Genomic DNA, 23,889 nt, shown 5'->3' with positions numbered 1-23,889 from the left:
TAGTGTGAAACTTAGACTTACCCTACATTCGAAGGTTTAGTCCTCAAATTATAAAAAAATGTTAAAATTTAATCTGTAATGTGGTATACCAATTTCTTGGCGATGACGGGATAATTCCCGGTCCTGGATAGCCAGTAGCTCTACGTGTAAAATATGCGTTATCTAAAACGTTATTTACTCCTGTTTCTAGTTTGAAATTTTTATAACTGTAAGAAAGCGATACATCTAAAATATCATATTCAGGTATTTCACCTACAACACCGCTTTCACTAGCCTCTATAGAATTTGTAGCATCGGTAAACTGACTACCTAAATAACTATATTGAATATTAGCCAATAGGTTTTTATAACCACCGTTAAGTCCCATTTTTAAATTTAAATCAGGAACAAACTCTACTTTATTTCCTTTAACACCTGCTTTTTCAGAATTGGTATATTCCGAATTAATAACCGATGTATTTATAAAATAATTAAGCTTAATATTATTATTTAAGTTTAAAGTTTTCTTCAAATTAAAATCGAATAAAGATTCTACGCCATACATTACAGCATCTCCAATATTACCACGTTCGTTTTTAATACTTCCATCGGTATCTACAATGGTTACAAAACCAATTCTTTTTTTATAGAACAGTCCAAAAACACCCAAATCGTAAGATACGATATTATTGAAATTTCCACGAATACCTAAATCAGTTGTAAACCCTTCTTCGTCGGTAATATCTGGACTAATTAAAAACGCAGGATTATCAATATTTATATCAGAAAATGTCACCGAACGGTAATTTTGGGATACATTTCCATAAGCTTCAAAGTTTGTGTTAGGCTTATAACTAAGCCCCAAGCCTAATAAAATAAACGAACGCTCGAAGTTTTGATTATCTTCAACCGTTTCTTCAAAAATAACATTGCCAGCAGCATCGGTATTTATGTTTTTATAAAATCCTTCACTTTGTGTTTTTATATATTCAAACCTAAAACCTGGTGTTACCGAAAACTTATCGGATACATAAAAAATGTTTTCACCAAAAACAGAAACATTTAAATTAGGTAAATCGAATTGTGATTGGTTTGGATAATTAGGATAATCATCGTTGGCAAAATCAAAATCTGGACCAATACCATCACTAGCCGCGCCTTGTTCTTGATAGTTATCGGCTTTGTAAAATTTAGAACCAATTAAAAATGTAGCATCTTTATTAAACGCTTTGTATTTGGTAAGCAAACGCGACTCGAAACCAAAGTTTTTAAAATCACCTTTAATTAAATCGCGTTCTTGATTAGAATCTACTTGACTTACTCGGTTGGTTCTAAAACCTAAAGCATCACGAGAAGCATTCAATCCAAAAAAGTTAAATGTAAAATTTGTTTTATCAGAAAATTTATGATCTAATTTTAAATTATAAAGCAACCAATCTACCTGAAACCAGTTTCGAGCACGGTTACTTTGGTACGGATCTTCATTAAACATAGCATCGGTTAATCCACCAGCTTGTTGGGCTAAATAACGCATGTAAGTGACCTCACCTGTTAACTTCGTTTTTTGGTTAAATTGATATCCTAAATGTCCGAATACGTTTTTAGATTCAAACTCAGAATTTGGACGAAATCCATCTCCTTTCTTATAGTTGAAATAACTGTAATAACTCCATTTGTTTTTGGTACCGCTAACACTTGTAAAATTGGTATACAACCCATAACTCCCTAAAGTATTTCTAGTAATCACTTCTAGAGGTTTATTAGGGTTTGGTTCTTTCATTTTAAAATTAATTAAACCTCCAAACTGCGTTCCATATTGTAATGAAGCCGCACCTCGAATCACCTGAATTTCTGACAAACCCTCTGAGGCCGGTGTGTAATAACTTTCTGGATATCCTAAAACATCAGCACTAATATCGTAGCCATTTTGTCTAGTATTAAAGTTAGCTGTACGGTTTGGGTCTAAACCACGACCACCAATGTTTAATTGCAATCCGGCGTCGTCATTCTGATAAATATTTAAACCTGCAACCTGACTGTAAATTTGCCTAGCATTGTTAGATGCTAAATTCGCCATAGACTGCTCTACCAATACCACTTCCGTTTTTTTACCTGCATAAATAGCAGTACCCTCAACATCATTTAAACGTTTTAATTCGAAAATGCGTTGCTTACGTGCTGTAATTTCAACTTCAGATAAATTCTGAGTTAAATCTTTTAAAGTAATATTTAAGGTTGAAGCGTTTTCGGTTTCAATAGTAACTTCTTCCACTGCATATTCAAAAGAGAAAAACACCAAGGTTAATTCTTTTTTAGCAGTTTCAAATTTAAAAAACCCTGAATTATCTGTAGTTGCAAGAACTCCCGATGTTTTATCGTAAACTTTTACATCGGCCACTGGTGTATTTGTTTTTGAAAAAGTAACCGTTCCTGAAACGTTATGCTGAGCAAAACTTAACGCACTAATTAAAAGTGCGAGTATAATTTTAAAGTCCTTTAATGTCATCCTTAAATGGTAAAATCCAATGTTTTGATTTAAATGATTCTTTTTCCGCATACAAATCTACGGTTTTATTGATATATGGAGCGCTTAATCTGCCATTTAATGCCACATAGCTTTCAACAAAAACCTGAACATTTTTGTGTCCTTGCTCCGTAAAGTGATCGCCTAAATAATGTGCGTATTCCAAAATAAAATCAGGTTGAAAACTCATTTGTTTTTCCTGAAAAGGTGTTAAAAAATCTTTATTATTCACGTAAAAAAATCGTCCTGTATCGGCATCGACAATCTTAAACGTTGCAATACCCATTTTTTCCATAAGCATAACGCGCCATGAAAAACGATAACCTTCTTCCGTCCAAAACAACTCGTTTGGATATACTAAATAACGAAAAGGAAATACCAATTGAATACTGAAAAACAGCACAAATAATGGAATAATGAGCGATTTACTTTTAAGCTGAAACTGAGAGTAAACACTTAATTTGCTTGCTTGCAATGACGGCTTCCGCAGAGATAACGCATTTAATAGGCGTTTTAAAAGCCTTATAATATTCTGATGAAAACTAGCATCGAAAAATATTAAAGTTGAAACAATCATAATAAACGGGAACATACCAATAGGAAATAAAACCCGAGTAAACACATGAAAAACAACCACTAAAATAAAGGCAAACCAGCGTGTTTTTTTATACAATAATAAAAACGGAATACATAAATCGTAAAGCATACCGCTCCAGCTCATCGCGAAATGAAACCAATTTTGCTGCATGAGGTTTTCGCCAATAAAAGGTAAATCGTATTTTGAAGGCAACCAAATTTTTAAAGGCATAGCTTTAAATAACCAATCGCTATTAAGCTTCGCCAAACCTGCATAAAAATAAACAATACCTAATAGAATTTTTATGCTATCAATAGTCCAATTTGGTATGCTTTGATATGTTTTTCTTCGGAATATATTATCTACAGAAAAATGCGCATTGGCAGGAAGAAAAATCATTATAAAACTCAGTAAAGTAATAAAGTAGTAATGATTTAAATACGTGGTTTTATCCATTAATTCAATGTAAGTAAAACTTAAAAAGAATGTAATAATGGCTATTCTATATTTAAAACCCAAAGCCACAAAAATGGCTGCGATGCCACAAATAGCAAATAATACATAGGTATAAACGCCTAGTGGTTTTATAAATTCAAATCCGAAATACGTAAAGTGAAACTTGGGTTGTATATACAGTAAATCGATCCAGTCGTTATACCAAAATCGCACAATACTTAAGCACATCATGATACCAAAGAAAACACGAAACACAGCCAATGGGGCTGCGCTTGTAGTTTTATTTAGATATGTGCTTATGTTCAATTTCATTAAAAAGTATGCCTTTTGAATTTAGTGATACGCAAAAAAGGTTGTCTTTTTTAATAGACAACCTTTTTAGTAATGTTTATATGTTTTTAATCGCCATCGGCATCAACATAATCGACGCTCACATTGAAAGCTTGCAGCATATCTACTTTTAATGATACTACTACTAATTGTAAAGCATCATAAGCTTCTGTCATTTTAACATTATCGCTATTTACTTGTGAGTAAAAATTATCATCTAAAAGATTAATTTTTGCTCTTGCTGCATCTATTCTTGTATTTAATAAAGTACTTAAATCGGTACGTTCCAATTCAGTTAAATAGGTTTTAAAACTTTCGCCAGTAGCACTAGAACTATAATAAGTACCGTTTAATGTATTTTGAAAAGCTGTTAAAGCTTCTAAAGCTAATGTTTTTGAAACTTCTTGATTATAGAAAGCTTCTACCTTTTCAGGTAAAGGATCTGTTGAAAAAACACCTCCTGGAATTCCAAACTTATTCGCTCTTAAACTTTTTTCGAAGTAAAAGATATAATCGTTTACAAACTTATTTAAAGAACTCGTTACTGTATTGGAAGTCGAGCTAACAAAAGTTGCACGGTAATTAGAAGTCCAATCTGTTAAAACTGTTTCGGTTAAGCTTTCCATTTGGTTTACTAAATCTGATAAATAAGCTTTATACTTATCATCTTCATACTTAGTTAAAATAGCAGCATCACTGTCTGCAACACCGTAAAGCATATAATCTACAGCAGGGAAACCAACGGCATCGTTATTATTAACGTGCGTTAAATCGGCATTTCCAGCAGAAATATTAGCTTCAACATCTGTTGTAGAAACCGGATAGATATTCATTTGAAAACTATAGGTTAACTCTTCAGCTTTACCAATATTAAACATTTCAACATGTTGCCAAACTTTATAAGCTTCTAACCAAGATGCTCTTAAGTTATCTAAATTAGTTTGATTTGCATCCGCAATAAAAGCATCTTTATCTGCCGTTAAAGTTTCTAATTTAGTAGATAAATCTTGATACGCAGGAATAATGATATTATCTGCCAAATTGGTTAATAATGCACCTCTATCAAAATTATCAGGACTTACCGATGGAGTATCATCTGATGATGATGAACTACATGCCACTATAAATGTTAAGGCTATTACTGCTAAAAAAATATTTTTAATCATACTACACGTTGTTTTAATTCTAAAAACTAAAGTTTCTAGTTAGAGGCTTCTTCTGTTGTGAAACCAAATTTAGCAGAAATCTCATCTGAAATTTCATCTAAAGTATTAGTCGTAACATCCCAGAAACCATTACCTTCCATAAGCGTTTCTAAATAAGCATCTACTTCTGTTTTTGTTAAATAAGGTGATGTTGAATTTGGTTGTCTTGTAAATTGAAGGCTGTAAATAAATCCGTAAGCTTCAGATAAACCATGAAATGCAGATGCATTATCTACACCTAAATTATTTTTTCCAGACTGTAAATAGTATACCGCTCTAACTGCTGGTATTACTGAAATATTTTCTTTAATAATCTCTGCTTGAGCATCACGAACTGTATAGTTGTTAGCTACAATTGCAGCACGACCTAATATAAAAGCATTGTATATTTTAGTAGCGATACCTGCAAAATCTTCGTCTGCTTCAACGCGATCTAAATATTCACTTAAAAACTGATCTACATCTAAAACAGGATTAGCAGCATCTGCTTCGCTACCGTATAAGTATCCAAAAGCTTCATCCCATTTATGCTCCATAGAAGTGTATGTTTTACCTTCTTCTAAAACCACATTGTTATTGTCTTCAACATTTGTACCTGCATCTAAAACTGCTGGGCTTAAGTAGTTGTTAAGGATTTGATCGATCATTAATCCACCAATTAAACCTTTAGCAAAAGCTTGGTTGTATTCTAATCCTTTTTCGTTTAAGTAACGGGTTGTACCACCACCAGCTTGTTGTAAAGCGCCTGCCTCTCCTGCTGCTGCTGTAAAACTCCAGTTTGGAAAAACATCATTTACTTGCGATGCAATCCATCCATCAAAATCGGCTTTAATTTCGTTAGCTTCTGTAGTGTTAGCAGAGAAAAAATCTGTTGAAGCAGCTACTTTACTACGTACACTTTTATCTGATGCGTTTAAATCTGCATCACTAAAATCACTTGCTCCTTCTACGTGAGCAAACATAGCGTCTAAAGTCGCTTCTGTATTCGTTTCTACTTTTAATCCAGAAACTAATTCTTCTGCCATTAAAATTCTTGTGGTTTGTCCGCTATAACTTACCGACGAATTTCCATCTCTTAAAAAGGTATAAGTTGTTGGTGCTTCTACTTGAGAAGTTTCACCTCCATCGTCATCACTTGAACAAGATTGAAATAATGCTGATGCTACAAAAAGACTGAATACTATTTTTTTCATTATAAGTTATTGTTTTATTTAGACTTATTACAAATAATTTTTAATTTGAAGTTGCAAATATAAAACACAGAATAACTTCAACAAAGTTTATTTAGAACAAATTAAAATAAAGAAATACATGATTTCATGTAAATAGGGAAAAAGGTAGATATATCAAGCGTTTACAAAGCATAGAATGATGAAAATAAATTACTTGTAATTTTTACATATAACAATAAGCGCCTCGGTATCTAAGACAATTTTAAAACTAAAAATTAAGATTTATCTCACTTTTTATAAGTAAGAATTTCAAAATTAATGATAAACTTTGAAGATTTTTGAAGCTTCATTATAAGCACTTTCAAAACTAAGCGCGTTTAAATCATTGTTTTTTTGTGAAGTAAAATACGATAGTAATTTTTCGGTTGGCATATTTCCTGTTAATTCATCTTTTGCCATTGGGCAACCACCAAAACCTTGTATAGCTCCATCAAATCGGTAACATCCCGCTTTGTAAGCCGCATCTACCTTTTCAAACCAACTCGTTGGCGTGGTATGTAAGTGTGCACCAAACTCAATCTCTGGGTATTTAGGAATTAAATTTGAAAATAAGTAATTAATACTTTCCGGATCTGATGTGCCAACAGTATCACTTAAAGAAAGTATTTTAACACCCATATTGGCTAATTTCTCTGTCCACTCGCCTACTATATCTACATTCCAAGGATCACCATACGGATTTCCGAACCCCATAGAAATATAGACTACAACTTCCTTACTAGCTTTATCTGCATGCTCTAAAATTTCAGAAAGTGTCACCACAGATTCTGCTATGGTTTTATGGGTATTACGCATTTGGAAATTCTCTGAAATCGAAAATGGATATCCTAAATAATCTATAACGTTTTCCTGACACGCATCTATAGCACCGCGAGTATTAGCAATAATGGCTAATAATTTACTAGTAGTTTTACTTAAATCTAACTGCTCTAAAACCTTTGATGTATCGACCATTTGCGGAATAGCTTTGGGAGATACAAAACTCCCAACATCAATAGTATCGAAGCCCACACGCAAAAGCGACTGAATGTATTGCACTTTTTTTTCCGTTGGAATAAAAGCCTTAATACCTTGCATAGCATCACGAGGGCACTCAATAATTTTTACGGGTTTTTGCATAAACAGTTAAAAATATAGTTGTTAAAAATACTATTATTTTTCTGAAAAAAGAATAGATAGAAGTCTTGTTTTAGGTTCTCTAAAAATGTAAATGATAAAACGACTTCTTAAAGAAACTTCAAAAACACATAACATTCTAAAGACCCATTATTTACATAAAAACGAAACCCATTTTCACTCTTTTAACTTAAAAAGCATAAACCAATCTGCAAGACTACAAAACCTAGACCCTTCATTTATAAAAGATTACACCTATAAATAATGTTAAAATTTAACACCTTTCAACCTAAAAATTAACCTTTTGGTACACTGAACGAGTATATTAATGTGTATAACGTTTTTATTCTTACTAATCCGAATTATGAAATACATTTGATTAAAAATTACCCCAAACCTAAATACCATACGTGAATAAAGCATCATTACTTTTTACATTCATCTTTACATTGTTCGTTAGCGTATTGAGCTATGGACAAAATGAAGTTGTACAAGAGTGCCAAACGGTGACTTCTCCCGAAACTTTAAATTATTTCAAAACTCATAAAGCCGAACTCCAAGCTGCTAAACAATCGATGCTTCAACAACGATCTGCTAATAGTAAAGGAGATGTACCAAGTGCTCAAGATGTTTACATAAAAGTTCACGCCATTCGTTATTCTAATGGTTCTGGTGGTTTACGTGCTTATGATTTAGAAAAAGCATTTCAAAACTTAAACAACATGTTTGATGGTGCCCTTGTAAACTTTATACTTTATGAAGGTGTTGATTATATCGACGATAGTGAATTAATGCAGTTTGAAAAAGGTGACGAAAAAACTTTATTAGAGAACCACTATACCCCTGGTATTTTAAACGTTTATTTTGCTGAATATTTAACAAACACCTCAAAATCTTCTATTTGTGGTTATAGCGATAATGCGGATAATAGAGATATTATAGTTGTGAAAAATAGCTGTTCTATAAACGATTCTACATTAGCGCACGAAATTGGACATATTCTATCTTTAGTACATACACATGGTGTTAGCAATACACAATTAACTACAGAATTGGTTGATGGTAGCAACTGCGATACCGATGGCGATGGCATATGCGATACTCCTGCAGACCCGGGATTATCTAGCGATAACGTTGATAATTTTTGCAACTATACAGGCACAGCTACCGATGCTAATGGAGATACTTTTAAGCCTGATACTAGCAATATGATGTCGTATTCGTTAAAAGCTTGTAGAACTTATTTTTCTACGGAACAAATAATACGCATGTATACCTATTTCAATTTAGAAAAAAATAGATTTACACAGCCTGGCGTTGTTCCAGAAATAGTTATAGAGGAAGAAGCCTACGATAAAGAGAGTTTAGCTGCGGTTAAGCTTTATCCTAATCCGGTGCAAAATGGTAACATATACCTATCGTCTACCAATATAGAAACAGCAATAAGTTTCAGAATCGTTAATCTACAAGGTCAAGCCTTGGCAAATGGTTCTGTTGAAAACAATGAAATTAATGTAAATAATTTACCTGCAGGAAGTTATATTCTACAACTCCAAAACGGGAATTCTACTGTAACTAGAAGGTTTGTTAAATAACTAACCTCTATTCAAAATTGCTTTATTAATTTGTTTCACCAAACTAGGACCTTCATAAATAAATCCGGTATAAATTTGAACTAAATCGGCGCCTGCGTCAATTTTCTCTAAAGCATCTTTAGCAGAATGTACACCACCTACTCCAATAATAGGAAAGGCTTTATTACTCTTTTCAGATAAATATTTAATAACGGCTGTACTTTTATCCTTTACAGGTTGTCCGCTTAAACCACCATTACCAATACTTTCTAAACGCTCAGAAGAAGCTTTTAAACCACTTCTATCCATAGAGGTATTACTTGCAATTACACCATCTAAATTCGTTTCTTTTACCAATTCGATAATCTCGTCTAACTGCGCATTATTTAAATCTGGTGCAATTTTTAAAACGATAGGCTTTTGAGTTGCAAACGTGCCATTGGCTTTTTGTACCGCTCCAATTAATTCTTCTAAATAATCTTTATCATTCAACTTAGCATGCGATCCCACATTAGGGCAACTCACGTTAAGTACAAAATAATCTACATAAGGGTGCAAGGCGTTAAAACACTCTAAATAATCTTTAGTATAATCTTCAGGTTTTGTTTGCGTATTTTTACCAATATTTCCACCAATAACAAGTTTTCCCTTATTCTTTTTAAGTTGAACAATAGCCGCTTGTAAGCCTTCATTATTAAAACCCATTCGGTTAATAATACCTTGATCATCTTTTAAACGAAATAAACGCTTTTTTGGATTTCCCTCTTGCGCTTTTAGAGTTACAGTGCCTATTTCAATAAAACCAAATCCAAAGTTTGCCAATTCATTGTAAAGCACGGCATTTTTATCAAAACCTGCAGCTAATCCCACAGGGTTTTTAAAAGTTAACCCAAATACATTTCGCTCTAATTTAGGGTTTTCTATAACATATAAACTCCTGTATATAGATTTAAAACCAGGGATTTTAGAAGTGAATTTTACTAATGAAAATGTAAAATGGTGAATTTTTTCAGGATCGAAAGAAAAAAATATCGGGCGCAGTAATTGTTTGTACATCAGGATTATTTGTGCAAAAATAGGTTTAATTAAAAAATTGAACAATTCTAACGCCTGAAAATTTAAATATTTGAATCTTGTCTCCTAATTATTTGAATGAAAACATTCGTGAATTCATGGCTAAAAATCGTATTTTTGAAATATTAAAATCAAGAACATTTTTTCCCTCAAATACATTAAAATTTTTCTAAAATGATTTCAAAAGAACATATCATAAAACGTTTTGTAGGTTATGTAACTGTGGATACCGAGTCTGATCCAGAATCTCAAACTACACCAAGTACAGAAAAACAATGGGATTTGGCTAACAAACTTGCCGAAGAACTTAAACAAATTGGTTTAGAAGATGTTAGCATCGACGAAAACGCATACATTATGGCTACATTGCCTAGCAACGTAGATCACAATGTACCAACTATTGGGTTTATTTCTCATTTTGATACATCGCCAGATTTTACAGGTAAAAACGTAAAACCTCAAATTATCGAAAATTACGATGGAAAAGATATTGTTTTAAATGAAGCTGAAAACATTATTCTATCTCCAGATTATTTTGAAGATTTATTACAATACAAAGGACAAACGATAATTACCACAGATGGCACAACACTTTTAGGTGCAGATGATAAAGCTGGAATTTGCGAAATTGTTTCTGCCATGGAATACTTAGTGCAACACCCAGAAATTAAACATGGAAAAATTCGTGTTGGATTTACTCCAGATGAAGAAATTGGAAGAGGTGCTCATAAATTTGATGTTGAAAAATTTGGAGCCGAGTGGGCCTACACTATGGACGGTAGTCAAATTGGTGAATTAGAATACGAAAACTTTAATGCCGCCGGAGCCGTTGTAAAAATTAAAGGAAAAATTGTGCATCCCGGTTATGCTAAAGGCAAAATGATAAACTCCATGTATATTGCTACCGAGTTTATTAATTCTCTACCACGTATGGAAACACCTGAGCATACTACAGATTATCAAGGTTTTTTCCATTTACATAATATGGAAGGTGATGTTGAAGAAACCACTTTAAAATATATTATTCGCGATCATGATAGTGGCCATTTTGAAGCTAGAAAAGAAGTGATGCTAAAACTTACTGCTGAACTTAATTCGCAATATGGAAACGAAGTGATTACTACAGAAATTAAGGACCAGTATTTTAACATGCGTGAAAAAATTGAACCTGTAATGCATATTGTTGATGTTGCAGAAAAAGCGATGAAAGCTCTAGATATTGAACCTTTAATTAAAGCCATTAGAGGTGGTACAGACGGATCTCAATTAAGCTACATGGGCTTACCTTGTCCTAATATTTTTGCTGGTGGACATAACTTTCATGGGCGTTACGAATATGTGCCTGTAGAAAGCATTATAAAAGCTACTGAAGTCATTTGTAAAATTGCAGAGTTAACAGCAGAAGAAGCTCAAAACTAAGAACTTCTATTTATTTATAAAAATAGCGCTAAGACCTAAAGGTTTTAGCGCTATTTTAGTTTATTCCAAAAGATAATAAATAGTCTAGAGTAAGCCTCGTGCTTTAATTTCTAAGTATTTATTTATAGTATCGATCGTTAAATTTTCTGGAGTTGTTAAAATGGAATAAATACCATATTTCTTCAGTTCATTTACGATAAGTCGTTTTTCGAAAGCAAATTTCTCTGCTATTACTTTATCATAAGCTTGTTGAACGGTTTCGGCCTTTTCATCTATTATACTATCTAACTCTGTATTTTTAAAGAATATAACTACCAATAAATGACTTTTAGCAATGCCTTTTAAATAAGGTAATTGGCGGTGTAAACCATCTAAGGTTTCAAAATTAGTATATAGTAAAACAAGACTTCGTTGCGTAATATTACGTTTTACATCGGCATACAAACGTCCAAAATCACTTTCGTAATAATCGGTGTTCACGTTGTAAAGCGCCTCTAAAATCAAATTCATTTGAGATGTTCTGCGCTCCGCAACGACTCTATTTTCTATTTTTTTGGAAAATGAAAAAATACCGGCTTTATCTTGTTTCTTTAAAGCCACATTAGATATTACCAAAGCAGCATTTATAGCATAATCTAGTAAAGTTAAGCCATCAAAAGGCATTTTCATAACACGGCCTTTATCGATTACAGAATATATAGGCTGAGATTTTTCATCTTGAAACTGATTCACCATTAATTGGTTTTTCTTGGCAGTAGCCTTCCAATTTATGGTTCGTAAATCATCACCTAAAACATAATCTTTAATCTGCTCAAATTCCATGGTGTGCCCTAACTTCCTAACTTTTTTAACTCCATACTGCAATAAATTATTACTTATGGCAAGCAAATTATATTTACGTAATTGAATAAAACTTGGGTACGTAGCAATCATTTGGTCATCATCAAACCAAAAGCGTCTTGCAATTAATCCAAAAACCGATGTGGCATAAATATTAAGCTTCCCGAATTGATATTCTCCACGCTCCGTTGGGCGCAGTTCGTACTCTAATTCTGTTAAGCTAGAAGCATCTAACTTTCTATCTATTTTGAAATCACGCACCTGAAACTGTACAGGAATTTCATCTATAATTCTAATAAAAATAGGGAATGTGTAGAAGTTTTCAATAGAAACACCAATAGCATTTTGATCACCATTAGAGAATTTTTCCGGTAAATTTCGTTTTCCTTTTATACCTTTTTTTGCAACGAATAATAAAATAGCATCTAAAAACGTAAGAGCAAACAAACATAGCAATAACAACTTCACTAAATTAAACAACCTAGGAAACACAAAGCTTAACACAAACAAGACCATAACAATCAGGCATCCGTAGAAAAATCTGTTTTGTATGTAAAAAGGTTTAATACGTTTCAATTTTTTGATTATTGGTTGATGGTTATTAGTTACGTGTTGTGCTCGTTACTTATTTTTTACTAAATACTGTAAACTGAATAATTCACTCCTTACCTCGGGATCTCTACAGCTTCTATAATTTGTTTAATAATTTGTTTAGAAGTTACGCCTTCCATTTCGCGCTCTGGAGTAACAATAACACGGTGCTGCAATACCGGAATAGCGGCTTGTTTAATATCTTCGGGTGTTACAAAATCGCGTCCGTTCATGGCTGCAAAGGCTTTACTTGCTTTTAATATTGCAATAGATGCACGTGGCGAAGCGCCTAAATATAAAAACGGATTACTTCGTGTGTTAACAATAATATCAGCGATATATTTTACTAAATGTGATTCGATAATTATTTGACTCACCAAAACCTGAAATTTAGAAATATCTTCTTTACTTAAATGTGCCGTAATCTTTTCGGTTTTTGTGCCACCTTGCAAGGCTTGTTCTCTATTTATAATTTCAATCTCTTCTTCTAAATTAGGATAATCTACATCTATTTTAAACAAAAAACGGTCTAATTGTGCTTCCGGTAAACGGTAAGTTCCTTCTTGCTCTACAGGGTTTTGTGTTGCCAAAACAATAAATGGTAAATCCATAATAAATTTATTACCATCGATAGTAATTTGGCGTTCTTCCATAACTTCAAACAAAGCAGCTTGCGTTTTTGCAGGCGCACGATTTATTTCATCAATAAGAATCATATTCGAAAAAATAGGTCCTTTTTTGAATTGAAATTCAGATGATTTCATATCGAAAACCGAGGTTCCTAAAATATCACTTGGCATTAAATCGGGTGTAAACTGTATACGACTAAAACCAACATCTAATGATTTTGCCAATAACTTAGCCGAAATGGTTTTGGCAACACCCGGAACACCTTCTATTAAAGAATGGCCGTTAGCTAAAATAGAAGCAATTAGCATATCGATCATCCCTTTCTGCCCAACAATAACTTTTCCTATTTCATTTTTTATAAGTGCTATACCTTCTTGTAGCTCACTTAAATCAATACGACTCTTAAAATCTAAATTAGAATCTTGTCCGGCTTCATGCCCATCAAGAGTATTTTCAAAACTTTGTTGTTCTGCTCCTAAATCTAAATTATCGTTGTTTGGCGTGTTGTTTTCGTCCATAATTATTTATTATAAAAAGCCTCAATAGCTTTGTTTAACCTTAACAAATCGGCCTCTTCTAGATGTCGTTTGGCTTTCAATTGTAAAATTAAATTAATTAATCGTTTTATAGTATCTTCTTTTTTATTTGATTTAAGACTTAAATTTTTAATGAATTTTTCATCTAAAATCTGCGTATCTAAAAAGTATTCTCGTCTTAAGAACTCTAAAAAATAAGTGATTTTTTTATCAATAATAGTATCGTGTTCCTTGGTTTCGTAATACAAATTACCAATGGTTTTAGTGAATGCCACGGTTGTATTCTCATTAGGTTTTATAATTTTTACGATACGTTGTCTGCGTTTTGCATTAAAAATCATGAAGCAAACCATTGTAAACAAAGCCAAATACCAAGCCCAACGCAAGGCCGGTGTTTTTAAAATAAATCTTAACGGTGAACTGCCTAAATCTTGCCCTATTTTATTAACCGAATCGAAATGAATGGTATCGTTTTCTACATAAGACAAAGCTACTTCGGCATATTTTTTATTGTTCTTTTTAAGTAAATGATAATTAGTAAACACAACAGGTTGCAGATGTAAATAGAAATTCCCTGCTCCATATTCTATTTTTACAAAATTAATATTTTGGATAGAATCGAATTTTTGATAGCCTAAAACAGTTGTTGATACTGAATCTAATTTCGTGAAATAATAATTCCCTAAACCTTTTTCAACGGTTATAGAATCGGTTTTAAAGTTTGGGTTAGCAAAACTTAAAAGCGCTTTTCCTTTAAAATTATAATCACTTTTAATATCGACTCCTAAAGAATCTTGAATGTTTTTAGAAGGAAAATGAGACGCTATAAACACATCGTTTCCATGCGCTGCAAAGTCTAATAGTTCTTGTGAAGACACATCGTCTAAACCAGAAAAATTATTAACCGCCATATACGTTCCGCTCGTATCGTAAAGACTATCTTCAAAATTGTAAAGCGCATCAAAATATTCGTAGGGTGTTGTTTTAATTGTTTTTATATCACTTTCCGGAAATAGATTTTTAAGTTCTTCGTAGAAAATAAAAGTACCATATGGAATTTTATCTGTCTCGTCAAAGCTTCTATTCCAGTCTATAGGTTCCTCTCTAGTAAACTCTATAGCGGCGGCTCCAGCAAATAAAAAGACGAGCAAAACGATATATATTTTTATTGTTTTGTTCATGCTTTTATCGATTTTAGAAATTGAATAAAAGCTTCTTTCGCTTTATTAAACTCATGCTCGTTAACATCAAATTCGCCATACCATATGTAGTTGTACAAATAAGATGTGTATGAAAAACCCTTTTTTAAATCCTGCGAAACAATTTCGTTTTGATAATCACTATTTGTTTTTTCAACGTCGTATTCAATAATTTCGGCCGTAGTTAATCCTTTTAAAAGCCATAAATAATAATACCGAATAGCCAATCTATAATTGTGTTCTGCTTCCGCGGAAGCGATAAGTGTTTTAAAATCTACAGCATGAATATTAGCTTCTATATCACTAACAGGAATAATACTTTTATCCGATCCTTTGCCAAAAACCCATTTGCCTTCGCTATTCATTACAGCTTTAAAAATAAAGAAGATGACTAATAGAATAACAAGAACGGCTCCTATTCTAAGAGCTATATCTGCAAATGCAAAAGATTGCCCTTTATCTTGAACTTGAAAGAATTCTATAAAAAGTTCGTTTAACCATTGCTTAAATCGTGTCCACCAACCAGAACTCTCAACGGTTCTATCGTAAACAAATTCTTCACCAGTATAGATTTCTTTTAAATTTTCGAAATGTCGTTTTTCACCCCAAGTCGTATCTATTTGTAAACTATCCTGCTCAACCAAAACCACCTCTAAAGTTGTGATGCTTTTAGCCGAAATAGCTTCAGAATAAAAAAATAATCCGAAAACTAAAAAAGCGATATGTAAAGTTTGTTTTCTATTCACCCGAACCTATTTGATCGATAACACTTTTAGTATTTATATTCTCTTTATCTTCTTTTAAACTGTAAAATACAATACCTTGATTAAGCTGTACAACGTTACCTAAAACCGCACTAACAAAAAATGTTAAGAAGAATATAGCCAGCATAACCACCGTCATGGTAGCACCTAGATCTTCGTTAGAAGGTCCATCTTGCACCGTAGTAAACATGCTTGCCATGCCAAAAAAGTAAGGGATAATTGAAATTATATTCTGTATAATGTAAACGATTAAGTAGAACAAACCAACGCTACCTACTGCTGCCCAAAATTTAGATTTCAGTAACTTCCATGAGTATGGATAGCACTCCCAAATGCCTTTTTCTCCTTCTAAATATTCCATTAACGCCATGCCATAAAAAAGCATAAAAGCACCTGCCAAAAGCGGAAGCGCCATGATACCAATAATAGTAACGGTTAGAATTAGCGCACCAATAGAAAAAATAATAAGCATAGGTATACCAATAAGAAAACAGCAAAGTATAAATGTGAAAAGTTTACCGAGGTTTGCTTTATAGGCTTTTAAAATATCTCGTGTTTCGAAGTTTGTACCGCTGTTATGGTTATATAATTTTAAATAAATAAAGGGAAATGCATAAGATACTATTCCGGCGATGATAGCAACAATAACGAAAACAAAAACCATAGCCATAAATAGCACAAAATTATCATTTAGATACTCATCTAAAAGCGTAGTGCTTTTATTGTTTAGAATACTCCCAAAAACAAAATCGCTATAAAACTTTGTGAAGAAATAACCCAAAACTGCTAAAACCAATAAAAAGATACCATTTATAATAAAATATTCTCTAAAAAAGTGTTTTCCGTTTTGTTTAATAAATGCGAATGTATCTTGAAAAAACTCACTAAAACCCCTTGATTTATATAATTCCATATGATTTTTTAAGTTTTTTATTTACCATAAATGGGTAAACTAAATAGTAAAATGAAATAATACCTAGCGTTATTAAAATGATACCAACCGATAACCAATTGGGCATAATGTTAGAATATCGAGTTACAAAACCTTCTAAAAAACCAGCCGCAATAGTAAACGGAAACGTACTAATTAATATTTTAACACCATCTTTCATGCCTCTTTTAAAGCTTGTAACTCTAGAATAAGTTTTAGGAAACAAAATACTTGCTCCCAAAAGTAAACCTGCCGCACCTTCGATAACAATAGCAAAAATTTCCATAGCGCCATGAATCCATATACCACGGACACTTTCCCAAAGCACACCATGTTTTTGAAACATAAATTGAAAAGCGCCAAGCATAATACCGTTTTGTAGCAAAACATAACCTGTTCCGAGTCCGCCAAAAACCCCAAATATAAAAGACTTGATACCCACGTATAAGTTATTGAGCGTAATACCTATAAAACTCCCCCAGTTACTACCGCTTTTGTAAACAGCCACCGGATCTCCTTTTTCGATATTCTCCAAAGTCATGTTTACATAATGATCACCCAAAATAAGACGCACAAACGAATCATCGAAAGCAGCCGACAAAACACCAATGGCAACAAATGTTAAGAAAATAGCGAATGCATAAAGTACATACCGCCTGCTTTGATAAACAATTAAAGGCACTTCTATTTTCCAAAATTGTATAAATCTATTACTATCTTCTCGCTTAGTTTTATAAATTTTTTGAAAAGCTTTGGCTGCTAAGTTGTTTAAATAAAGAATTGTTTTACTTTTGGGATAATAGGTTTGAGCGTAAGATAGATCGTTTACCAAATGAATATAAAGAGAAGCCAGCTCGTCTGGATTTTTTAAAGTTTTTCCAAAAATGGCTTTTTCAAAATCTAGCCATTTCTCTTTGTTTTGTTTAATAAATGCAACTTCTCTCATGTGTAATCAAATTAAAACAATTCATGGTAGAGTTACAAATAAATACTACACAAAATGTTAATATAAATTTTACAGCGGCGAGTGTTGGAGAACGTATTTTAGCATATGGCATAGATTGGATTATAAAAATAGCCTACATTATTGTTGTTTACCAGCTGCTTTTCAACCTGTTTAACATTCCTGCTTTAATTCAGGATATGGATAATTGGTCTCAAGGCGCTATATACGTCACCTGCTATTTTCCCGTTATTTTTTACACCTTAATTTTTGAAACTCTTTTGGATGGACAAACCTTAGGTAAACGTATTTTAAAAATTAAAGTGGTGAAAATAGATGGTTACCAAGCCTCTTTAGCCGATTTTTTGATACGTTGGCTTTTTCGTATTATAGATTTAAATATGCTTAGCGGTGTGGTTGCATTAATCTCTATTATTACCAGTAGTAAAAACCAAAGACTAGGTGATATTACAGCCGGAACATCGGTAATTACGTTAAAAAACAATGTAAACATTAGCCATACCATACTAGAAAATCTGCAAGATAATTATAGGCCGACTTACCCGAATGTGATAAAATTATCGGATAATGATGCTCGAATTATAAAAGAAACATTTACCACTGCAAAAGCATCACTAGATTATCCAACTTTAATAAAACTGCGCGAAAAGCTTATAGAAGTTGTTGAAATCAAAGAAGTCAAACAAAAAACTGACATGGAGTTTATTGATGTTATTATGAAAGACTACAACTATTACACTCAAAATATGTAAGTGTGATATTTCTGCTTTTATCTTAAATAATTATCGAACAGTTACCCATAAAAAAATCTTATAAAAGAAAACCGAAACACTCCTTAAAAAGAACTAATTTCGCGCAAAAAAAATAAGCGTTGTTAATACGTTAAATTTTTCAGCAATTACATATATCTACTGAATTTTCTAATAAAACATTTAACAACTATAAATTAAACTCATATGTTTTACATCGATATTTTAGGTATTGTTGCTTTCTCTATTTCGGGTGTTTTAATTGCCTTAGAAAAAAAGATGGATATTTTTGGCATCTTAATCATTGCCTTTGTAACTGCTGTTGGTGGTGGAACATTACGGGATTTACTTATTGGCCACACACCAGTAAGCTGGATGCAAAACATCACAATTTCTTACGTTATTTTAGGCTCTACTATTGCCGCAGTACTTTTTAGAAGTAAAATTAATTATCTACGTACCTCTCTGTTTTTATTCGATACCATTGGTATAAGCATATATACTATGGCAGGTGTTGAGCAAGGTATTGAAGCTGAGTTACACCCTTTAATTTGTATTGCTTTAGGAACAATAACAGCTAGCTTTGGAGGTGTAATTCGTGATATATTATGTAATGAAATTCCTGTAATTTTTCGAAAAGAAATTTATGCTACAGCTTGCATTATGGGTGGTGCCACTTATTTTATTTTAAAAGAATTTCCTATTCAAGAAAACTGGATTTTTATAATTTCTGGTGCTGTGGTAATTCTAATACGCTTACTTGCTGTTAAATTTAAAATCTCTTTACCTAGACTTTATAAGGAAGAATTTGAACATTAAGTTTTTCGATTAAAGATACTTTTTTCAAGTATACCAAGCCTATAAAATTCTTTCTTACAAACGGTATTAATAATGTTTTCACTGCTTATCTTTTCTAAATAGCTAGAACTTACAAACTATAATAACCATAGTTCTTTTCGTTATTTTATCCTAACAAAACCAATATATTGAAGCATTAAAAGAAGCATAATCCCTCCTTGCTATTAACTCTATATATTTAACTCTTTTATGTTTTTTTAATTCCTTAAACCATGCTTTAGTTTTGGGAACAGTATTATCCAAATTTATCAAAACTGCACCCTCACAAAAAAAGCGATGAAAAAACACTATTAAATATTTTAAAGTAAGAAAAATTAACACAACATAATGACTTGAGAAATAAATACTATATTTTGTTTATTAATTTTATAGCTATAATAATCATAAAATAAGATGGGATTAAAAGATATGTTTTCAAAATCACTAAACAAAATGACTCCTGCATTTGATACTGAAGATTACACCTATGAGCAGTTAAAAGATTGGTTTTTTCTGATAGTCAGAACGATTTATTACCTAAAAGAGCCTTAGCTACTGATGGAATATTACCCTTCTTCGCTTTTAATAACAGAAATGAATTTCATGTTAGCAATTACAACGTAATAAGCGGAACACTATATAGTATCTAACGTTAATAAATTATAAAAAAGAGAGTCTCACGAATAAATTTCGTGAGACTCTTTTTTTATATAATAAATATTGCATTTACTATTCTATTTATTATAAAAGTTTAATTACCTATCTACTCTATTTAATAAAAACTAAGCATACAAATCGATTAGTTTAGTTTTTTACAATTCTTTTTATCATCGCTTTACTTTCTGTATTAATTTTTAATAAATAAACTCCATTGGGTAAATCCTTCATATCAAACTCAACAACTTTTTTATGATCTATAGAACTATTATAAAGAGTAGAACCTAATACATTAAGGATAGATAAATTGGTGATATTATCACTTCCAAGAGTACTTAATTCTACTGTAACTATAGAAGTTGTTGGATTAGGATACATTTTAAAATTTGAATCATCATATTCTAATTCTAAACTTAAAGAACTTCCGTTATCGTACTCAAATGCGCCAATATCAGGTGCGGTTCCGCTATACGATCTACTTAATTTTTGACCAGAACTCCAAGTTAACGCAACATCTAAAGTGAGCGTGTTAGTATCGTAATTTATGCTAGTAATAACAGCCCTTTCATTTTGCCCCTCTAATTGTATTGTATCTCCAGTAAAATCATCGATACCAAAATCATCAACAAAATAAGAAGTATCTACCACTGACATTGTTTTGCCACTTCCTGATGATGAAGTTTCGGTAAGAAAACCACCTGCATCAATCATAGGGCTTCCTTCTGATAAATTAAAATTATAAGTCGATACATCTACAAAACCAGGATTGACCTGAAGGCTGTTCAAAAATAATTCAAGGTAATTAGTTCCCCACCAAGTTAGCGATTTAGAGTCAGGGTTAGACGAAGAATTACGGCTACCATAAGCAATAGTATACAATTCGTCTATTTCAGAATTAAATATATTATTATTATCTAATATTACATCTGTTGTTCTACCTGTAAAAATCTGAACCGGTTTATCATTAAGTTCTGTATACCACGACCAACGTGAATCTCTCTGAATAAATTTATTCTTAAAAAGAATATTATTTTTTATTTCCTGATCATTGAATGTGTAAGATGTTGATCCCGATATGTCTATTGCTCCAAACTCATTGTTATAAAAATCGTTGTTATAAACTCTATTTCCATAATTAAAAGTAGCCTCACCGGAGTATAAGGTTAACGATATTGGAGGTCCTTGACAATCATAAAACACATTATTTCTAATAATACCATTTTGCCCCGCGTATTGAATGCCTGAATAAGGAGATGCATTAACTGGAGAAGTTGTAAATGCAAAAACGTTATGCTCTATTACATTATGCTTTGTATCGTTAAGCGAAGTAATTTTATTGTATGGAGAATCACCATGTCCAACATTATCGCAATCGTAAACTTCCCCTATTTTTTGTAGCTCATTATGAAAATAATTTTCACGAATTACATTATAGTTACTACATTTTATTGTCCACAAAACGTGTTCGGCTCTAGTAATTGTATTGTTATCAATTAAATTATAATTAGATTGAATTAAACCAATATTATCTTGAGTCGAATTATCTATGATATTATTTGTAATTCTATTATAATTTGAGTCTTGAAAAAACAACCCCGTTTTAGAACTACCGCCAGAATCTAATGCATCTTTAAATGTATTATTTTTTAATATAATATTGTTGGATCCCAAGGCATTTAACCACCGTCTTACATTTTCAATATTTAAGCCTTCTATTGTAATATAATCTACTTCATAAATATAAACAGCTGGTGAAAGTGAAGCTCCAGTAATCATAACTTCTTCGTTACCATAGTTTTTATAAACTATTCTATTTATGGCTGTACCAGAATTTATAGGTTTTAATTGAGTTGTAAAAACACCTTCCCTTATAAGAATAGTATCCCCAGCAGAGGCAACTGCAGCAGCACCTGCTAATGTATTATAAGCATCACCATCACTACCTGTACAATCTCTATTACTAATGGAATATGTACCTAAACAAGGTGCACTTAATTGATTGTCTACATAAATTTCTTCTTGAGTAAATGCCTTTGTACTGGCGAATAAGGAGATAAAACATATTAATAATGTAACCTTCTTATTGAAAGTGATAATTCTATTTTTCATTTGTTTAAAGCAATTTGGGGTTAAACTTTATAAATAAGCAATATTTCAACGAAAACAGTATTAAAATACGATTAATACATTTTTCTGTCCAAAAACATTGAATTTAATACATACATATATATATAACTAAAGTTATACAATACATCCAAATCTTTTGTTCCTATTGAGAGGCTATTAGCCATAAAATTCAAGATATTTTTGCCCCAAATTTATACAAACATTAATTTTTATTATAATTACCTAGTTCAAGCTCGGCCAATTCCTCTTTACTTAATTTCTGCAATTCTCTAAAGTAAAACATATTACCATCACTATGTAGATATGATATTGCTTTAAAAGGATTTACTTCCAAATAAACATTTAAAACTATAGACTTTTCATAATCAATATCAAACGTTATCATTTTTGGCTTATCTAGTTTTGATTTAACAGGATAGATGTCATGTTTCCAATCTTCACCTGTTATTTTGAAAAAAAAGATAATTTCATTGGTATCAAAATTTATAATGTGATAGTTAATCGATGTAACCGTACGATGATTTTTAGCCTTACCTGAAGAAAGTTTTATAAGATCAATGACTTCACTTTTAAAAACCAATAAAGAATCACTTGCTATTTCTGTATTTATTACTAAGTTTTTATCCGTTTTTCCAAAACTATGCAAGCTAAATAAGCAAATACATATAAAAATTAAAGTTCTTGTTTTCTTCATTATTTTTTTAATGACTTCCATTGAGTGCTTTTTAATATTGGAGTCTAATTATAAAGTTCTATTGAAACGAAATATTACAATTTTACTTCCAAAAGTTTTGATTTTTTATTTATATATTAAACATATTTTCTCCTGCCAACATAATTATATGCGCAAAGATATGGGCTACCATTGCTGCTTCTAATCCTTTTTTCCAGTAAAGCCAGCCAAAAACAATACCACCTATTGCATTTCCAAAAATAATGTAGACTATTAATTCTGCATTAGGAGCATCAACAAAAGTAAAAACAACAGGCAAATGGCCAAGCCCGAAAATTATTGCTGAAACCAAAATACCTAACCAATAAACAACCGAGTTTAACTTACCAAATAGTTTAAAAATTAGCCAAATAATTAGTGTCATAACTCCAAACCTAATTAAAATCTCTTCTGTTAAACCTCCATAAAAAAACCGCATTACCAGAGTTGGCTTAAATTTATCTCCTAATGCTATAAAATCGCTAGGCAGCATAGGTAGAAACATTACAGAAACAAGTGTTATCAATATTCCTGCAATAACTCCACCAATGATTCCATATTTTAAAATCCCTGATAATTCTATCTCCTTTTTGCCATAAGTAAGCTTTTCGAATAGTGGTAACTTAAGGTTAACTTTATCATAGAGCAGTACTCCTAAAACAACTGTAATAAGGAGTAAGCCTGTAGGGTTTATTAAACTAAGCAGTTTAAATTGTAGTGGCGTAAAGAGCTCGGATACCTTTTGTTGAATTTCCTCTGGCAAAACAATATCCATAGTTAATGTAGATAAAATACCAATAAACCCAACGATAAAAACTAAGATCCCTAATTTAAGCTTCTTGTTCATTTTCTAATAGTTTTTTATC

19 protein-coding genes are annotated in these 23,889 nt (G+C 31.8%); 4 read left to right on the top strand and 15 right to left on the bottom strand.

Going from position 1 to position 23,889, the window contains the following annotated elements; all coding sequences use genetic code 11:
- Positions 1–61 precede the first annotated feature (61 nt).
- The 5 genes from GQR98_RS12080 to GQR98_RS12060 all read right to left on the bottom strand — a co-directional run bounded on the left by GQR98_RS12080 (position 62) and on the right by GQR98_RS12060 (position 7,422).
- Positions 62–2,485 carry a TonB-dependent receptor domain-containing protein gene (locus GQR98_RS12080; protein ID WP_159019719.1) on the bottom strand — a complete coding sequence of 808 codons (2,424 nt, stop codon included), beginning with the start codon at positions 2,483–2,485 and terminating at the stop codon, positions 62–64.
- Entirely contained in the window at positions 2,466–3,848 is a 1,383-nt protein-coding gene (locus GQR98_RS12075; RefSeq protein WP_159019718.1) for an HTTM domain-containing protein, read from the bottom strand. The genes GQR98_RS12080 and GQR98_RS12075 overlap by 20 nt, the downstream gene beginning before the upstream one ends.
- A gap of 86 nt (positions 3,849–3,934) precedes the next feature.
- Positions 3,935–5,032: an imelysin family protein gene (locus GQR98_RS12070; RefSeq protein WP_159019717.1), complete on the bottom strand. Its 1,098-nt coding sequence runs from the start codon at positions 5,030–5,032 to the stop codon at positions 3,935–3,937.
- A gap of 35 nt (positions 5,033–5,067) precedes the next feature.
- Complete coding sequence (locus tag GQR98_RS12065) at positions 5,068–6,264, bottom strand: DUF4856 domain-containing protein (RefSeq protein ID WP_159019716.1); 1,197 nt, start codon at positions 6,262–6,264, stop codon at positions 5,068–5,070.
- Between the two features lie 294 nt (positions 6,265–6,558).
- On the bottom strand, positions 6,559–7,422 hold the full coding sequence (locus tag GQR98_RS12060; protein WP_159019715.1) for a hydroxymethylglutaryl-CoA lyase: 864 nt from the start codon (positions 7,420–7,422) through the stop codon (positions 6,559–6,561).
- Positions 7,423–7,829: 407 nt separating this feature from the next.
- Here GQR98_RS12060 and GQR98_RS12055 point away from each other — a divergent pair, with 407 nt between their 5' ends.
- Entirely contained in the window at positions 7,830–9,014 is a 1,185-nt protein-coding gene (locus GQR98_RS12055; RefSeq protein WP_159019714.1) for a zinc-dependent metalloprotease, read from the top strand.
- On the opposite strand, the gene GQR98_RS12050 is transcribed toward GQR98_RS12055, so the two are convergent.
- A complete protein-coding gene (locus tag GQR98_RS12050) occupies positions 9,015–10,049 on the bottom strand; it encodes a quinone-dependent dihydroorotate dehydrogenase (RefSeq protein ID WP_159019713.1) in 1,035 nt (344 codons plus the stop codon).
- Between the two features lie 192 nt (positions 10,050–10,241).
- On the opposite strand from GQR98_RS12050, the gene pepT reads away from it, so the two are divergent.
- The gene (pepT, locus tag GQR98_RS12045; protein ID WP_159019712.1) at positions 10,242–11,486 is read left to right on the top strand and encodes a peptidase T; all 1,245 of its coding nucleotides are present in this window, start codon (positions 10,242–10,244) and stop codon (positions 11,484–11,486) included.
- An 84-nt stretch (positions 11,487–11,570) separates the two neighbouring features.
- Here the strand turns inward: pepT and GQR98_RS12040 are convergent, their stop codons facing one another.
- The 6 genes from GQR98_RS12040 to GQR98_RS12015 all read right to left on the bottom strand — a co-directional run bounded on the left by GQR98_RS12040 (position 11,571) and on the right by GQR98_RS12015 (position 17,923).
- Positions 11,571–12,902: a DUF58 domain-containing protein gene (locus GQR98_RS12040; RefSeq protein ID WP_233268003.1), complete on the bottom strand. Its 1,332-nt coding sequence runs from the start codon at positions 12,900–12,902 to the stop codon at positions 11,571–11,573.
- 89 nt (positions 12,903–12,991) lie between these two features.
- Positions 12,992–14,065 carry an AAA family ATPase gene (locus GQR98_RS12035; RefSeq protein WP_159019711.1) on the bottom strand — a complete coding sequence of 358 codons (1,074 nt, stop codon included), beginning with the start codon at positions 14,063–14,065 and terminating at the stop codon, positions 12,992–12,994.
- Between the two features lie 2 nt (positions 14,066–14,067).
- A complete protein-coding gene (locus tag GQR98_RS12030; RefSeq protein ID WP_159019710.1) occupies positions 14,068–15,264 on the bottom strand; it encodes a DUF4350 domain-containing protein in 1,197 nt (398 codons plus the stop codon).
- The gene (locus GQR98_RS12025) at positions 15,261–16,028 is read right to left on the bottom strand and encodes a DUF4129 domain-containing protein (RefSeq protein ID WP_159019709.1); all 768 of its coding nucleotides are present in this window, start codon (positions 16,026–16,028) and stop codon (positions 15,261–15,263) included. The genes GQR98_RS12030 and GQR98_RS12025 overlap by 4 nt, the downstream gene beginning before the upstream one ends.
- Complete coding sequence (locus GQR98_RS12020; protein ID WP_159019708.1) at positions 16,021–16,959, bottom strand: hypothetical protein; 939 nt, start codon at positions 16,957–16,959, stop codon at positions 16,021–16,023. Before GQR98_RS12020 ends, GQR98_RS12025 begins: the two co-directional genes overlap by 8 nt.
- Entirely contained in the window at positions 16,946–17,923 is a 978-nt protein-coding gene (locus GQR98_RS12015) for a stage II sporulation protein M (RefSeq protein WP_159019707.1), read from the bottom strand. Before GQR98_RS12015 ends, GQR98_RS12020 begins: the two co-directional genes overlap by 14 nt.
- Positions 17,924–17,946: 23 nt before the next feature.
- On the opposite strand from GQR98_RS12015, the gene GQR98_RS12010 reads away from it, so the two are divergent.
- Positions 17,947–18,693 (top strand): RDD family protein, encoded by a 747-nt coding sequence (locus GQR98_RS12010; protein WP_159019706.1) that lies wholly within the window; start codon positions 17,947–17,949, stop codon positions 18,691–18,693.
- A gap of 204 nt (positions 18,694–18,897) precedes the next feature.
- Positions 18,898–19,509, top strand: a complete 612-nt coding sequence (locus GQR98_RS12005) for a trimeric intracellular cation channel family protein (protein ID WP_042495557.1) — start codon at positions 18,898–18,900, stop codon at positions 19,507–19,509.
- 822 nt (positions 19,510–20,331) lie between these two features.
- On the opposite strand, the gene GQR98_RS12000 is transcribed toward GQR98_RS12005, so the two are convergent.
- From GQR98_RS12000 to GQR98_RS11990, 3 genes are all read right to left on the bottom strand, one after another.
- Entirely contained in the window at positions 20,332–22,293 is a 1,962-nt protein-coding gene (locus GQR98_RS12000; protein ID WP_159019705.1) for a right-handed parallel beta-helix repeat-containing protein, read from the bottom strand.
- Between the two features lie 220 nt (positions 22,294–22,513).
- Positions 22,514–23,026: a hypothetical protein gene (locus GQR98_RS11995; protein ID WP_159019704.1), complete on the bottom strand. Its 513-nt coding sequence runs from the start codon at positions 23,024–23,026 to the stop codon at positions 22,514–22,516.
- 88 nt (positions 23,027–23,114) lie between these two features.
- Positions 23,115–23,870: a CPBP family intramembrane glutamic endopeptidase gene (locus tag GQR98_RS11990; protein WP_159019703.1), complete on the bottom strand. Its 756-nt coding sequence runs from the start codon at positions 23,868–23,870 to the stop codon at positions 23,115–23,117.
- Positions 23,871–23,889: the final 19 nt, after the last annotated feature.

The organism is Algibacter sp. L3A6 (genome assembly GCF_009796825.1).
In the GTDB taxonomy this organism is placed as follows: domain Bacteria; phylum Bacteroidota; class Bacteroidia; order Flavobacteriales; family Flavobacteriaceae; genus Algibacter.
The sequence above is the reverse complement of the archived record's forward strand: the minus strand, read 5'-3'. Positions and strand labels throughout refer to the sequence as shown.

Excerpts from the sequence above, each read along its gene's own strand:
- GQR98_RS12080 (WP_159019719.1), bottom strand. The coding sequence starts at position 2,485 with ATGACATTAAAGGACTTTAAAATTATACTCGCACTTTTAATTAGTGCG.
- GQR98_RS12075 (WP_159019718.1), bottom strand. The coding sequence starts at position 3,848 with ATGAAATTGAACATAAGCACATATCTAAATAAAACTACAAGCGCAGCC.
- GQR98_RS12070 (WP_159019717.1), bottom strand. The coding sequence starts at position 5,032 with ATGATTAAAAATATTTTTTTAGCAGTAATAGCCTTAACATTTATAGTG.
- GQR98_RS12065 (WP_159019716.1), bottom strand. The coding sequence starts at position 6,264 with ATGAAAAAAATAGTATTCAGTCTTTTTGTAGCATCAGCATTATTTCAA.
- GQR98_RS12060 (WP_159019715.1), bottom strand. The coding sequence starts at position 7,422 with ATGCAAAAACCCGTAAAAATTATTGAGTGCCCTCGTGATGCTATGCAA.
- GQR98_RS12050 (WP_159019713.1), bottom strand. The coding sequence starts at position 10,049 with ATGTACAAACAATTACTGCGCCCGATATTTTTTTCTTTCGATCCTGAA.
- pepT (WP_159019712.1), top strand. The coding sequence starts at position 10,242 with ATGATTTCAAAAGAACATATCATAAAACGTTTTGTAGGTTATGTAACT.
- GQR98_RS12035 (WP_159019711.1), bottom strand. The coding sequence starts at position 14,065 with ATGGACGAAAACAACACGCCAAACAACGATAATTTAGATTTAGGAGCA.
- GQR98_RS12030 (WP_159019710.1), bottom strand. The coding sequence starts at position 15,264 with ATGAACAAAACAATAAAAATATATATCGTTTTGCTCGTCTTTTTATTT.
- GQR98_RS12020 (WP_159019708.1), bottom strand. The coding sequence starts at position 16,959 with ATGGAATTATATAAATCAAGGGGTTTTAGTGAGTTTTTTCAAGATACA.
- GQR98_RS12015 (WP_159019707.1), bottom strand. The coding sequence starts at position 17,923 with ATGAGAGAAGTTGCATTTATTAAACAAAACAAAGAGAAATGGCTAGAT.
- GQR98_RS12010 (WP_159019706.1), top strand. The coding sequence starts at position 17,947 with ATGGTAGAGTTACAAATAAATACTACACAAAATGTTAATATAAATTTT.
- GQR98_RS12005 (WP_042495557.1), top strand. The coding sequence starts at position 18,898 with ATGTTTTACATCGATATTTTAGGTATTGTTGCTTTCTCTATTTCGGGT.
- GQR98_RS12000 (WP_159019705.1), bottom strand. The coding sequence starts at position 22,293 with ATGAAAAATAGAATTATCACTTTCAATAAGAAGGTTACATTATTAATA.
- GQR98_RS11995 (WP_159019704.1), bottom strand. The coding sequence starts at position 23,026 with ATGGAAGTCATTAAAAAAATAATGAAGAAAACAAGAACTTTAATTTTT.
- GQR98_RS11990 (WP_159019703.1), bottom strand. The coding sequence starts at position 23,870 with ATGAACAAGAAGCTTAAATTAGGGATCTTAGTTTTTATCGTTGGGTTT.